This is a genomic window from Dysgonomonas reticulitermitis, from assembly GCF_054601275.1.
On record NZ_BAAHWU010000006.1, the window covers coordinates 45,967 to 59,382 of the forward strand.

16 protein-coding genes are annotated in these 13,416 nt (G+C 38.2%); 3 read left to right on the plus strand and 13 right to left on the minus strand.

Annotation, left to right across the window (positions count from 1 at the left end; all coding sequences use genetic code 11):
* Positions 1–7: 7 nt before the first annotated feature.
* Complete coding sequence (ubiE, locus tag ACYPZI_RS04795; RefSeq protein ID WP_459599155.1) at positions 8–745, plus strand: bifunctional demethylmenaquinone methyltransferase/2-methoxy-6-polyprenyl-1,4-benzoquinol methylase UbiE; 738 nt, start codon at positions 8–10, stop codon at positions 743–745.
* A gap of 138 nt (positions 746–883) precedes the next feature.
* Here ubiE and ACYPZI_RS04800 read toward each other — a convergent pair whose 3' ends face one another.
* The 6 genes from ACYPZI_RS04800 to dacB all read right to left on the minus strand — a co-directional run bounded on the left by ACYPZI_RS04800 (position 884) and on the right by dacB (position 7,448).
* Positions 884–1,663: a TonB family protein gene (locus tag ACYPZI_RS04800; protein ID WP_459599157.1), complete on the minus strand. Its 780-nt coding sequence runs from the start codon at positions 1,661–1,663 to the stop codon at positions 884–886.
* A gap of 261 nt (positions 1,664–1,924) precedes the next feature.
* Positions 1,925–2,824: a hypothetical protein gene (locus tag ACYPZI_RS04805; RefSeq protein WP_459599158.1), complete on the minus strand. Its 900-nt coding sequence runs from the start codon at positions 2,822–2,824 to the stop codon at positions 1,925–1,927.
* A 228-nt stretch (positions 2,825–3,052) separates the two neighbouring features.
* Positions 3,053–3,490, minus strand: coding sequence for a hypothetical protein (locus ACYPZI_RS04810; protein ID WP_459599160.1), 438 nt, complete (start codon positions 3,488–3,490; stop codon positions 3,053–3,055).
* Positions 3,491–3,538: 48 nt separating this feature from the next.
* On the minus strand, positions 3,539–4,069 hold the full coding sequence (locus ACYPZI_RS04815) for a hypothetical protein (RefSeq protein ID WP_459599162.1): 531 nt from the start codon (positions 4,067–4,069) through the stop codon (positions 3,539–3,541).
* A 2-nt stretch (positions 4,070–4,071) separates the two neighbouring features.
* The gene (locus tag ACYPZI_RS04820; protein WP_459599164.1) at positions 4,072–5,634 is read right to left on the minus strand and encodes a hypothetical protein; all 1,563 of its coding nucleotides are present in this window, start codon (positions 5,632–5,634) and stop codon (positions 4,072–4,074) included.
* 368 nt (positions 5,635–6,002) lie between these two features.
* The gene (gene dacB, locus ACYPZI_RS04825) at positions 6,003–7,448 is read right to left on the minus strand and encodes a D-alanyl-D-alanine carboxypeptidase/D-alanyl-D-alanine endopeptidase (protein WP_459599166.1); all 1,446 of its coding nucleotides are present in this window, start codon (positions 7,446–7,448) and stop codon (positions 6,003–6,005) included.
* Between the two features lie 70 nt (positions 7,449–7,518).
* Here dacB and ACYPZI_RS04830 point away from each other — a divergent pair, with 70 nt between their 5' ends.
* Entirely contained in the window at positions 7,519–8,649 is a 1,131-nt protein-coding gene (locus ACYPZI_RS04830; protein ID WP_459599168.1) for an AI-2E family transporter, read from the plus strand.
* Positions 8,650–8,705: 56 nt separating this feature from the next.
* Positions 8,706–9,074, plus strand: coding sequence for a DUF3127 domain-containing protein (locus tag ACYPZI_RS04835; RefSeq protein WP_459599170.1), 369 nt, complete (start codon positions 8,706–8,708; stop codon positions 9,072–9,074).
* A 42-nt stretch (positions 9,075–9,116) separates the two neighbouring features.
* Here the strand turns inward: ACYPZI_RS04835 and ACYPZI_RS04840 are convergent, their stop codons facing one another.
* The 7 genes from ACYPZI_RS04840 to ACYPZI_RS04870 form a co-directional block, all read right to left on the minus strand.
* On the minus strand, positions 9,117–9,704 hold the full coding sequence (locus ACYPZI_RS04840) for a bifunctional nuclease family protein (RefSeq protein ID WP_459599172.1): 588 nt from the start codon (positions 9,702–9,704) through the stop codon (positions 9,117–9,119).
* 170 nt (positions 9,705–9,874) lie between these two features.
* Positions 9,875–10,369 carry a low molecular weight protein-tyrosine-phosphatase gene (locus tag ACYPZI_RS04845; RefSeq protein ID WP_459599174.1) on the minus strand — a complete coding sequence of 165 codons (495 nt, stop codon included), beginning with the start codon at positions 10,367–10,369 and terminating at the stop codon, positions 9,875–9,877.
* Positions 10,362–10,724 (minus strand): MarR family winged helix-turn-helix transcriptional regulator, encoded by a 363-nt coding sequence (locus tag ACYPZI_RS04850; RefSeq protein WP_459599176.1) that lies wholly within the window; start codon positions 10,722–10,724, stop codon positions 10,362–10,364. Before ACYPZI_RS04850 ends, ACYPZI_RS04845 begins: the two co-directional genes overlap by 8 nt.
* A 92-nt stretch (positions 10,725–10,816) precedes the next feature.
* Complete coding sequence (gene trxA, locus ACYPZI_RS04855; protein WP_459599178.1) at positions 10,817–11,308, minus strand: thioredoxin; 492 nt, start codon at positions 11,306–11,308, stop codon at positions 10,817–10,819.
* Between the two features lie 8 nt (positions 11,309–11,316).
* Positions 11,317–11,517, minus strand: coding sequence for a hypothetical protein (locus ACYPZI_RS04860; RefSeq protein WP_459599180.1), 201 nt, complete (start codon positions 11,515–11,517; stop codon positions 11,317–11,319).
* A 142-nt stretch (positions 11,518–11,659) separates the two neighbouring features.
* A complete protein-coding gene (locus tag ACYPZI_RS04865) occupies positions 11,660–12,793 on the minus strand; it encodes a glycoside hydrolase family 18 protein (RefSeq protein ID WP_459599182.1) in 1,134 nt (377 codons plus the stop codon).
* Between the two features lie 36 nt (positions 12,794–12,829).
* Positions 12,830–13,414 (minus strand): LEA type 2 family protein, encoded by a 585-nt coding sequence (locus ACYPZI_RS04870; protein ID WP_459599183.1) that lies wholly within the window; start codon positions 13,412–13,414, stop codon positions 12,830–12,832.
* Between the last annotated feature and the right edge of the window lie 2 nt (positions 13,415–13,416).

A 13,416-nucleotide genomic window follows, 5' to 3' on the forward strand; every position in this document is an offset into this window, starting at 1 on the left:
AAAATAAATGACATACGAAGCCGAAAAAATAGTTCCTTATTCCGACTCTGAGAACAAAGGGGTACAAGTTGAGAGAATGTTCGATTCCATCGCCGAAAACTACGATGCGTTAAACCATACCTTGTCGATGGGCATAGACCGGGGATGGCGAAAAAAGGGCTTAGCCACTCTCAAGAAACTTAACCCGCAATCGATTCTCGATATTGCGACCGGAACGGGTGATCTGGCAATTCAAGCATACGATATTCTCAAACCGCAAAGTATTCTGGGCACAGATATTTCGGAGGGAATGATGGAAGTCGGCCGGCAAAAAGTAACCAGAGCAGGGTTGTCGGATATTATCCGTTTCGAAAGGCAGGATTGCATGAACTTAACGTTGGAAGATAATTCCTTTGATGCCGCGATGGTGGCTTTTGGCGTACGAAACTTTGAGGATCTGGACAAAGGCCTGAAGGAAATCCTCCGGGTGCTTAAACCGGGAGGACAGTTAATGATACTTGAACTGACCACTCCCCGTTATTTCCCTATGAAACAGGCATATTGGCTATATTCCAAATTATTTATCCCGGCAATTGGGCGTCTCATTTCAAAAGACAAGACAGCGTACTCTTATCTACCCAAATCCATTAAAGCATTTATTCAGGGAAAAGAGATGGTTAACACACTTCTGAAAAACGGATTTAAGGAAGCATCTTATAAAACATATACATTCGGTATTTGTACAATGTATTTGGCTTCGAAATAATTTTTAGTAGCTATATAAGGCATACCCTTATTCCACTTCCTGCTGCCAATGACAAAACAAATAATTATGCGTTGACGCTTCAGCAGTTAGTGTCAACTAGATTTGCCCTTTCAATTGTACTTATATAGTAGAGAAGGATCAACGTAATCTGAATTGCATCGGCAGTTTGAAAACGGCTTTTACAGGTTCACCATTCTCCATTGCCGGAATCCATTTAGGCATCATTTTTACTACCCGTATAGCCTCGGAATCGAGAAGAGGATGAACGCTTCGAGACACTTCAATATCAGAAATTTCACCCGTTTCTGTTACTACAAACTGTAAATATACACGCCCTTCTATCTCCTTCTTTTGCGCTTCTTTGGGATACTCCAGTTTCTGTTGGATAAATGTATGCATTGCGGTTTCACCGCCGGGATAGGATGGTAAGGAATTCATTTCTTTCAGATAAACCTCTTTATTATCCTGTACACCCACTCTCATCCGAAAAGTTATAGGGATTATACAGTACATATTTACAGGTTCTCCTTTGACTTTTCCCGGAGTCCAGCCTTTCTTAGGCATCTTCTTTACTACACGCAATGCCTCCTGGTCCAGCAATGGATGCACAGACTTATTTATACTATACTCGACAATGTTTCCTGTTTTGGATACAATCACCTGAGTAAAAACACGCCCTACGACCCCACTTTCCCGTGCCATCAGAGGATATCTTAAATTATCCCTTATGAAATAAGGCATTTTCTCTGAGCCCCCGGGGTATTCGGGCAAAGTGTCGGCTCTGACGTATACTTTTTCTCCATCGAGGTATTTGATCTTTACTCCCGGTACAGAAGTGCTGTCGATAGTAATCTTTTGAGCAAATGCCGTCATTGAGAACAGTAAAAGAATGAGTATAAATGCAAATCTTGTTTTCATTACTGATCGTTTTTAGTTAAAGTTTTTATATTTTTGAAGTTATCGAGTCCGCTGTGGCTGTAGTCGTATTTTTCGTATTTGTAAGATTTATCCTGCTGGAACTCGGCTACAGAGCCGCTATAACTGTTTTTTTCATAATCATGGAGATACAGGCAGAGCCGAAGCCCTGCCCCCCACTTATTTATAATATTTCACTTCCCCCACAACCATATTCTTAAAGAAATCATAGTATTGCTTTCATTCCACTTCCTGCTGCCAAAATCAAATTATATGATTCAGTTTTTTCTTCTCCTTTTTAGAGAGCTCTTTTTCTATGATTTCCTTTGTAGAGGCACTCTTATATCTTTTGCCAAATTCCGGTTGAATAAAACCTTCCTCCGTGTAGAATCTAGGGTGTATCACTTGGTTCTTTAGATTTCTATCTAAGTGAAATAAGTGTAATCCCATACGGTTTTGCTCTTCCCCGTTAGTGAAAATAGCCATTGGCTGACCTGCAATTATGCGGTCGCCCTCTTTAGGAAGTATATTCACGGCACTAATACAGACATAGCGTGCGATTGATCCGTCAGCATGTTCTACCATTATGATGTTTTGAGAAAGCTTGTCATAGTATACAAACCCTTGTTCTGAATCACTTCTTTGCTTTTTACTATATTCAATCTCAACTATTTGTCCGCTGCGAATTGCACATACGGTATCAATCCCTCTATAATTGAAGACAATTCCGAGTATACTGTCGGTATCGTTATCGGTTTTACCATATTTGTAATTCATATTTTCAAACTGTGCAATACCAAGACTTTTGCCCGTCGTTGCAGGAAGAAGGTATGGATAGTCTAAATCCGGTTTACTATTATATTTTCCTCTATAATAAGTATATGAGTAGCGATAATATGGAGAGTTTCTTCCATCGCTGGTCAATCGGTAAATAGAATTATTATTTCCTTGTCCTATTATGACTTTCGAATCCCTCCCTATTGAACCTCTGTATCCACGTAATTCGGTAAATTTTAAGACCAAAGTATAAGTACCATATTGCATTGAATTAGCATCAAATACGACATCATTGTCTCTGTACTGAGTTGTGACTTCTATCTGCGCAAAACTTTGCGTTGTGAAAATAATAATAAAAATCAGGTATGTAAATAATCTCCTTTTCATTGTGTTATATTTTATATGCTATATTTGTCTTTCTATCAATCACCTTCATCTCTTTACTCACTTCAATGTTTGATCTCACCTGTTCGAAAGCACAAATAGAGATAATGAAGGCTAACATAATAATTATTCTCATATATCATTCTATTTTAAGTTCTTACCAGTATGTTTTTATTGATCTGAATAATCATGTACATACAGGCAGAGCCGAAGCCCTGCCCCACTTATTTATTAATATTTCACTTCCCCCACAACCATATTCTTAAAGAAATCATAGTATTGCTGGTTCCACACACCTTTATAATTTTTTCCCAATTTGATTACACTGGCATTATCCAATAAATCAGGCCAATATATATATATATATTGATCTTTTTGAGAATTAGCAATATTCCATTTACTATTATCAACAAATATGCATATACCATCATATTTTCCAACTGATGTTGAATAAGACACCATAATAGCTATTGGTTTCAGTTGCAAATCTTTCAATAAATATTCTACCGTTTTTCCTCTATAACAGTCAGCTCTCGTCTTAAAATTATAGCGTAGAAAAGCCGTGGTATCATTGGCAAACTGGTTAAACGCCTTATAAGGCTGGGTACATTGAGCTTCTGCATACAATACAGCCATTAACAACAGTATCAGTAATAAAATCTTTTTCATAATCATGGAGATACAGGCAGGGCTTCGGCCCTGCCTGAAATAATTTATCTACCAATCTCCTTCTTTTCTCTTATTCGGATCCTGCGATTTCGTTTCTTTCTCCTTATATTTCTCGTAGTATTTGCTGTAGGTGGAAATGCTTACTTTCAGTTCTTTGATCTTCAGATCTTTCAGATAGTCGTAAGTTTTATCCCAATCAATACCTATAAGCCTTTTATATTCCTGACTAAGGATATTTATAGGGGTTTCCCAAAAAATTATAATCGCATTATAATCTTTTTTACTATCTCTCAATCTGGATACAGTAATATCATCATATATGCATATATATATATATCCAAATAAAGATCCTCGTGATATAGCCCCTCGTGTATAGTCTTTAATAGGTATTCCTATGTCCTTGGTTACCTCTTTCAACGTTTTCCCTTTATAACAGTCTTTCCTATCCATAAAGTTATAAATCATAAAAGCGGTAGTATCTTTATTAAACTCAGATAAGGGTCTGTAAGGTAAGTTGCATTGGGCTTTACCTAGTATACTTATGCTAATAAAAGCTATTATTAAAATTATCTTTTTCATAATTACGGACATATTGTTGGTTTATAATTATTTGACGAATCTGTATTCGTTTTCATTTCCTTAAAACTGCTTTCTCCTTTTTCTTTCTTTGATACCTTTAAGCCTGTATTATGCTTATCCAGCAGATAGGACAGCGCATAATCATACGCATCGCCAAAAGAATATTTTTGACCTTCTATTGCTTTTATAATTTTCTCAAATTCGAAATTCATATCTCCATTTTCAAAAAAAGTACCATTGCCGGACTTAAACAAGTCTCTGTTCGCATAATTGCCTGCCGTATTCCCCCAGAACTGTTGCAGCTTACTCCGATCGTTTACAGCCAACAGGTATTCGCTGCCATCGTAAGCAATAACTATAGTACCCTTAAAATTAGGTAAATCACTGCTAGTATCAAACATACCATAAACATCCCCTATCGAAGGACCAGTAAGAACAAAATACCCCTCTCTTTTATCATCACTATGGGTATGCACGTCGTATACAGTATTGGCATTAGGATTTAGCTTTCCTGAACTAACTCCTAATTCTTTTAACGCTGATGCTGTATAACTACCATAGTAAGAATCAATTAACATAGACCATTCATTTTCTTTCCCTTTTGCATATTCTCTGAGAAAGTTCAGATTCACCAATACATCCGGTACTTTCATTGCATTCTGCGCATTCGTTGCATTCGTTGTCGCGCTCCCGCTACAGTCGGTGCGTTCCTCGGGTTTCTTGTCATCTGCGACACCCGGTGCAGCAGGCGAACTATTACCACCGCCGCCACCGGTAATAGGCGGTATTGTGAAATCGATTCCGCCGCCGCCACCCGAAAAACAATTGCAGAGTTCGTCCAGATTGAAAAAGCGGTCTTTGCAATAAGTAACCGAACCGATATAATGCTCATCCCCGGTTACTTGGCTCACACCATAAAAATCATAATTATAGCATATAGTGCCAAAAGCCTTCAGCTGTTTTCCCGATCCGCCTATCCCTCCGGTTATCCTCCCGTTTTCATATACCCAGCCGTTTACAAACTCACCATCCGTAGTGTAGAACATTACAAGCCCGCTTAGATCCGGTTCGCGCGTAAGATAGAGATTTTCGTCCAGGTCATTGCCTTTACGGAGCATATAGTCCAGGTCGGGCATAACAACCATCATAAAAGCATAATCCAATCCCGTCTGCTTGTTGCGCATTATTATCTGGCGAAGTATCTGCTGCGGGCGAATATTATTTGCATCGCTATATTCCTTTACTTCGGGTGTCATAAAACGGATACGCAGATCCTTGCTTGTTTCCAATGGCGATTCCACCACATACCAGTTGCTGTCACTGAACAATTGTCCTTCGCTCCAGTCAGGTATAAGTTCCGGTGATAAACCCTCTGAAGAGCTTTTTAACTTAGAAGCCTTTCCCACATACTGTTCATAGAGGCTTTGTGCCGTTGCCACGGTCAGGGGTTCAACGGGTTTGTCCGTATCCGCCTGATAGTCCTGCTCGGAGGTACAGGCATAAAGGATAGCCAAAAAGATCAACGGCAGAAACCACCGTTTCTTGTAATTTTGTGTTATTGTCATATGTTTTCCGGTATTAAGCCAAGATTCCCCCGATTGGCTGTTTTTATAAAAGAGGCATAGTAACCGTTACATCTTATCCTGTTTAGAGGCTCTGACAAAGCCCACCCATACGATAAGCAAACAGCCCCACGCCTCTCATTATATTGAAAGACGTGGAACATCTGCCTACTATCCTTACGGGTTAAAATTTGTCAGATTTCTAAACAAGGATAATATTATAAATGTCTCTTAATTAATTCTATAAAAGGTAAATTGGTTTCTCATCGCTACGAGACAATCAATTTACACGATAAAAGTAAATGTTATTTTTTAATTCAAAAATATTTTTGTTAATTTTTTATCACAAACTTGTATATAGTTACTTAATTTTAGAAAACAGCTAACAACAAACTATCTATTGCTTTTACCAATTGCGAACGAGCACCGGAAAATTTGTTTACCATCACGGTAAAAGCGTATTTTTTATCTCCGTCGGTGTAATATCCGGCAAAGCATTGTACTCCATTGATGCTACCGCTTTTCATTCTTATTTTTCCGGCTAGCCTCGTCCCCGCTAAACGGCTTTTTACAGTTCCGTCTATGCCTGCTTGTGGTAACGATTCCAGAAATTCAGGGGCGTATTTACTCTTTGTCTGCATATAGACCAGCAGGTCGCACATGAACGTAGGGCTTACGGCGTTGGCCGGCGACAAGCCACTACCGTCGAATATCATCAGAGCATCAGTATCCAGTCCTTTACTTTTCCAAAAATCGTTGGTCTTTTTTATTCCGGCATCTAAAGCTGAGGAATAAATGTCGTTGGTTTTCGTCCGTCCTACAGTGCGGATAAGATGTTCCGCATAATGGTTATTGCTTCGTACATTGGTATCCTTTATAATATCCTTCAAAGGGAAAGACAGGTGAGTGTAAAAGACCTTTCCTTCAGTAGACTTTTTATCTTTCAGATACATTTGTCTATAATAATCATTTTGAGATGTTTCTGCTTTTCCTATTTTATATCCTTTCTCAACAAGAGTCTTGGCTATGCTTTCGGCCAGAAACATTCCCGGATCAGGTATATCTCCTTTTATGCTGAAAGATGTCCTGCCGCCCGGGATGTCTCCGGTAAGAAGCCTATCCATCGAGAAGGGCATTCCGTGAATATATCCGTTATCCTGCCCTGAACTATTTAGTTGCAAGGTGTTTTTAAAGTTTATATTTATTTCCGGTTCAGTGCTGACTATAACAGGACAAGTATCTAAACGGGTGGTATTGAAATACAGCTTATACGTATTGTCAAAAACACTTATACCATATGCTGCCGCCGCATAATAATTACCCATATCCTGATAAATCCACCTGTGTGATATTCCGTCTTCGTAACCGAAATAATCATCGATTACCATTACATCCAGAGTTTCGTTGGAATCGATATTTTTCTTAATCTCATCGCCCCATTGCGAAAGAAAGGCGTTTGGCGTATTGTCCAAATGTTCTGTCCCTAATGTGGGATCGCCATATCCACGTATTAATAATCTGCCCGGATGGTTTATATCTTTTTCCAAAGTTGTTTGATAACGATAACCGGGTTCCAGAATCTCTAAAGCAGTAGCCGTAGTCACCACTTTCAGTATAGATGCCGGTGTGTATGACCGGTCTGAATTATAAGAGGCTATCTGCTTCCCTGAGAAGTCTTTTATACAGATACCTACCGATGCATATTTTAACCCCTCATTATTCAAAAAGTCCTGAACAGCTTTTTGTTTAGTCTGTGCAATCAGAGAGTAATGCGCCAAAAGGAGAAAAATTAGCGTATAGTAGGTTTTGGACTTCATAATGAGCATATTGTTATTAAAAATTTAAAAAAATAAATATCTTTGTAAAGATAAAAATAATATCGGTATTATGGACCAGCGTTTTGAAAAGCCTTTTACTTTTGATAGAACAATCCGGTTATTAATCAGCGTTTTTGCGCTGGCTATGGCTCTTTATCTGCTTTATGTCCTAAAGGGAGTATTGTTGCCATTCTTTATTGCATGGTTGATAGCATACATGTTGAACCCGCTAGTCCGCTTCTATAAAAAGAAATTGCGTTTGCCTAATTCTCTGGCCGTAATATTAACCTTACTATCTGTCGCAGGAGGCTTAACTCTGTTGGGATTTATTCTTGTTCCGTTGATAGAAAATGAAATATGGCAGATAAATCTGTTGATTTCGAGCTATGATCTGTCTTCTATCAGCCGGAATGGAATACCGATGAGTGTAGCAGATGTAATAAGCCGCTACGTGGATTTCAAGGAAATACAGGAAAGTTTGTCTAAGCAGAACCTTGCAGAATTGTTCCAGTTTCTAACTCCTGCGGTAGAGGTAATATTTTCCAATACAATTTCCTTTTTGTTCGGATTAACTGTCATTTTCGTCGTTATTCTTTATATAATTTTTATTTTGCTGGATTATGATAAGATAAATGAATTGTGGCGGTATCTGGTACCTCCGAAGTATCGCCCTATAGTTAACCGCATTATTTTAGATGTAGAGCACAGTATGAATAAGTACTTCCGTCATCAGGCCTTTATCTGCCTTATCCTTGCTGTTCTCTATTCCATAGGATTTTATACGATTGGGTTGCCTTTAGCTATTATGTTCGGTATTATCGTAGGACTTGTACATATGATACCATATCTGCAAGTTATTACCTTTCCTCCGGCTATATTGCTTTGTTGGTTGCATGCATCGCAAACGAATGACAGTTTTTGGACAATGCTGGGATTAGTGGCGCTGATATATGTTATTGTACAATGCATTATGGATTTGTTTCTGGTTCCCCGAATCATGGGTAAAGCGATGGGGCTGAATCCGGCAATCATACTTCTATCTTTATCTGTTTGGGGATCATTGTTGGGAATTATTGGTATGATTATAGCCATTCCGCTGACAACCTTATTGTTGTCGTATTATAAGGAGTTTATTGATTCGGCTGAAAAGTTGCATGCCAGAGAGAAAGCACAGCAAGATATACCATTCGATGAGACTTGATTCCTTTATTTTTTATACCTTTATACTCCAATTTTGAAATATAAAACTAGATAATAATGCAATTAACAGCGAAATTGATTCAAGTATTGCCCGTGCAAACAGGTATGGGAAAAAACGGAGAGTGGAGGAAACAGAGCATAATATTGGAAACTGATGGTATGTATCCTAAAAAAGTCTGTGTCACAGTGTGGGGAGATAAGATTAATGAATCTGTTTTACAAGTGGGAAATATTTTGGATGTATCCTTTGATATTGAAAGCCGCGAATATAATGGTAACTGGTATACCGATTTGAGAGCATGGAAAATTGATGCTACCGGAGCCGGAGTACCGGTTCCCCCTACTGCTGCGCCATACAATCAACAAGCAGCACCATCTGCCCCGGTAGATTTTAGTGGTGATGAAGGAGATGATCTTCCTTTCTAAATAAGGCTTTAGCAAAATATAGGCTGGGAATAAACTGGAAATCTAGTTTATTCCCAGTTTCTTTTTGAGTTCATCTCTCAATAAGGATGCCAATTCATAATCTTCACCTTCAATTGCGTCTTTTAAGAGAGTTTCCAATTCTTCAGTATCAAGCAAAGAATAATCTAAAGCCAGATTGTCTTTTTCATCTTCCCGGGCATATTCAGAAGAGGTGTTCTCTTCGAAGACAATAGCCTGTTCCCGCATAATTGACTTTGTGGTATAAATAGGAGATTTGGTCCTTAGAGCTATAGCAATAGCGTCAGACGTCCGGGATTCTATTTCAACACTATGTTCTCCCTGACGGAAATACATTTTTGAATAGAAAACGCCATTATCGTATTTATATATAACGACTTCAAGTAATGTAATGTTAAATTCGGAAGTAAGCGTTTGGAATATATCGTGGGCTAAAGGCCTTGGAGGTATAGACCCTTGTAAACGAAACGCGATAGACTGGGCTTCCGGTGTTCCTATTATGATTATTAGACGCCGGGCTCCATCATCTTCAGCTAATATTAGCCCGTATGTTCCTGACTGTGTTTGATTAAACGAAAATCCAAGTACTGATAACCTTATCTTATCTTCCATATAACAGAGTATTGCCCAAAAATAACTATTTATTTTTAATTTGACCAAAATTCTATTTCTAAAGTAAGGCTACCGCACGAAAATAGCCAAAATGTTACCGGATGAAATAAATTCCGTGCGTTTAAATTATTAATTGACTATTCCGACTTTAGGAACAACGTGTTAAGTAATTATTGAATAGATAAATCTTTTTTTACCTTATTTAATAACCCTTCACAAGAATCTTCTAATAGATCGAGAACCAGTTCGAAGCCCTCAGCCCCGGAATAATACGGATCGGGTACATGATCGTTTTCATATTTTTTCGAAAAATCCATCATACGATGAACCTTTGCTTCCGAATCAAGATCCGGCGCAAGGCGCAATATAGTATTATAATTGCTGTCGTCCATTGCCAATATTATATCGAAACGGTCAAAATCACGACTCGTAAATTTGCGAGAAAGCGAATCGAACTTATACCCTCTACGGGTTCCATGCTGTCTCATTCGTGAATCGGGTAATTCTCCTATATGATAACCTGCTGTTCCGGCTGAATCTACTTCTATTTTGTCTTTTAATCCTTGTCTTCTCACCATCTTTTTGAAAATTCCTTCGGCAGCAGGAGACCGGCATATATTTCCCAGACAGACGAACAGAACTTTATAAGTAGTATTATCAGACATATTCTTTCTTATTCATTATTTCGTTAATAATCTCTTTTATTCTTTGGTCCTCACAACCTATTTCCCGTAGCATATCTTCACCTATTACTGTTAGCCTGAAGTACATCTGTCGCTTGTCTCCCTCTCCCAGTATGCGTTCAATAAAGCCTTTATCCTCTATGGATCTGATTACTTTAGATGCATTAGAGTTGGTGAGGCCTAATTTCTCCGCGATTTCTCCTGAAGAAAGCTTGTTGGATCTCAGGCTACACAATAGCATTCCTTCGTTCAGGCATAAGTCGTGCTTTTGCTGAAATTCGATCTCAAATTCCCGGATAGAGCGATAAATATCTCTGATTGAACACAATGATTTCATACGATAATAATTTTGATTTTAGTTGCCGTATGTAACTCGTATGATTTTTATTATCCTGGGCTTTGGTGATTTGACAAAAATCATGCTTCGTTTCATTTTTTCTTATTCAGTAAGACTTCATCGATAGCCTCTTTTAATGTATGTTTGGGTAGTGCCCCTTGCGCCATTTGCGGTTGGCCTTCCATTGGCACAAATAATAGGCTTGGGATGCTTCTTATTCCGAACATTGCTGCCAATTCTTGCTCAGCTTCGGTATCTATTTTATAGATATAAATTTGATCGCCATATTCGGCCGCTAATTCTTCTAATACCGGCGCTATGGCTTTACATGGGCCACACCAGTCGGCATAAAAATCTATCAAAGCAGGTTTGTCTCCCAGATACTTCCATTCCGAAGGATTAGCTTCATAATTAGTCACTTTTTTAAGAAAATCTATTTTATTTAAGTGTATTGGTTTCATTTTATTCTCCTTTTTCACTGTTTCTGTTGTTTCGGCATTTGCCGTTTGTTTATTTTCTGTTTGTCCGTTGCAGGAACTAAATAAAGAGCCTGCGAATAGTAATACTAATAAAATTTGTCTCATTTTTTTCGTTATTTTTTTTTGAAAAATCCAAAAATAAGGCCGCCCACGATTGCTGCCCAAATCACACTCATTGCCGGTGACGCTGTAATGGGGCAAGTTCCCGTATTGCATCCTATATGATACCAGTATAAATAACCTCCTATACCACCGGTAACAGCACCGGCAAGATACAACCAATTTCGTTTTAATATATCAATAGCTTTATTCATTTATTTAAAATTATGATTTATCGTTACAAAGATAACGATATTTTCCATTAAAATAAATTTCCAAAGGAAAATAAATATTAAAATAAACAAATCTTTCTTACTTATAGGGGAGTAAGCTTATGCTGTTAATTACTATACTATTCTATTGTCCGGAGAATACCTTGTTGATCTCGTCTAATAAGTATTCTTTAGGATCGGAGCTGTATTCCCAGAACATCACTCCGGCCATATTGTTTTCCTTTACATATTCGCATTTTGCCTTAACTGATTCTTCATCGTCATAGGTTACGAATATTCCTTTATAGAAATTGTATAAATAAGGAGCCTGTGCCGGATTGTCCCAGTACCTGTAATACTCATCCTTATTTACCAGACTGTCTTTTATGTATGTATAACCTTTGCCTTGTATTTGCTTATCGATCTCCTCTCCCAAACCTTTCGAAGCTCCCTTCTTCAGTTGAAAGATTCTTCCGTAAAAAGCAATACCCATTACTAATTTTTCGGCTGGGACTCCGGCTTTGATAAATCCGTCGATAGCAGTAGCGGCCGAACTCTTTATTTCATAATTGTCCGATGGGTAGAGGTTTGTGTGGTGAATGGCTATTTCGTTCGATTGGTTGTCATAGCTCATTATATTTACGTAGTCAAGATATTCCTGCGCCTTGCCCATCTCCGTATTATCAATGAATTTTTGGAATCCTCCCACAGCTGTAGTAAGCAGATATTTCTTGCCCGTCGTTTTCGAAAGAGCATCTAATTCTGCTCTGATAGCTGCAAACATCAGTGTGTAGTTTCTTTTGTCTTCAGGACGATATACATTGTCTTTATCTCCCGGAATCGCAGGGTATTCCCAATCAATATCTACTCCATCCAGATTGTATTTGCCCATTATATCTACTGCTGATTTTGCAAATATTTTTTGTCCGTCGCCTGTAAGTACTGCATCCGAGAAGTTCTTACTCCAAGACCAACCTCCAATAGAAATCAGTATCTTAAGGTCCGGATTTTGTTGTTTTAGTTCGTTTAGTTTTCTGAAATTCACTGTATCGGTTGCTTCATTCGTCAGAAAGGCTTTCCCGTCTTTTACATCCACAAAGGCATAATTGATGTGAGTTATTTTATCGGGCGATATTTTATTAATATCCACCAACCCTTTATATCCACCTACATAGGCTATAATAACACGGTTCCCGCTTTTTTCCTCTTCGTCTTTTCCTGAGCAGGATATAAATACTACAAAAAGCAGTAAGATAGAAATAATTAGTGTTTTCTTCATTTTATACAGACTTAATGTTAATCTTTTATTTGGCTCTTAGCTTCCTCCGAAACTGAAACTTACAGGAATATATATCGGTGATGTTACCGGGACAGTACCAATCATAAATGTAGGTTTTAACTGAACACTCACATTCGATTTTTGCGAACCTATACCGACCAGGTTTTTAGCAATATTCAGTACCGCATCTTTCGAGTTGTTTTTCATAAGGGTGGCCAGATCTACTCCAATAGAAAGAGGTAATGTTTGAGTCTGCCCGGCAGCTATATTCAAAGCCTGATTTACCGCTCCCGTTGTAAACTGAATATCATCGATACTAACCACGTATTGTAATCCATTGAGCATGGCGGCTGATTGGTTGGGATTTTTTATATTAAGGTTCAATGTAAAATTAAGTGGAATAGAAGTTGCTGATCCTGTCAGTATCGAAGTTACTTTGGGAATGGACGTAATGGAAAGCCCGTTTGAGAGGTTCATCCCGGAAACAGACATTCCGGAAATGGATTTGTAGCTATACTCACAATTGATCATGTTGTATGTACCGGATAAACCTTGCTGTAAATTACTGCAACCGGCCAATACCAGCGCAATCACGAGTAGTGTAAAAAATTTCTTTTTCATTT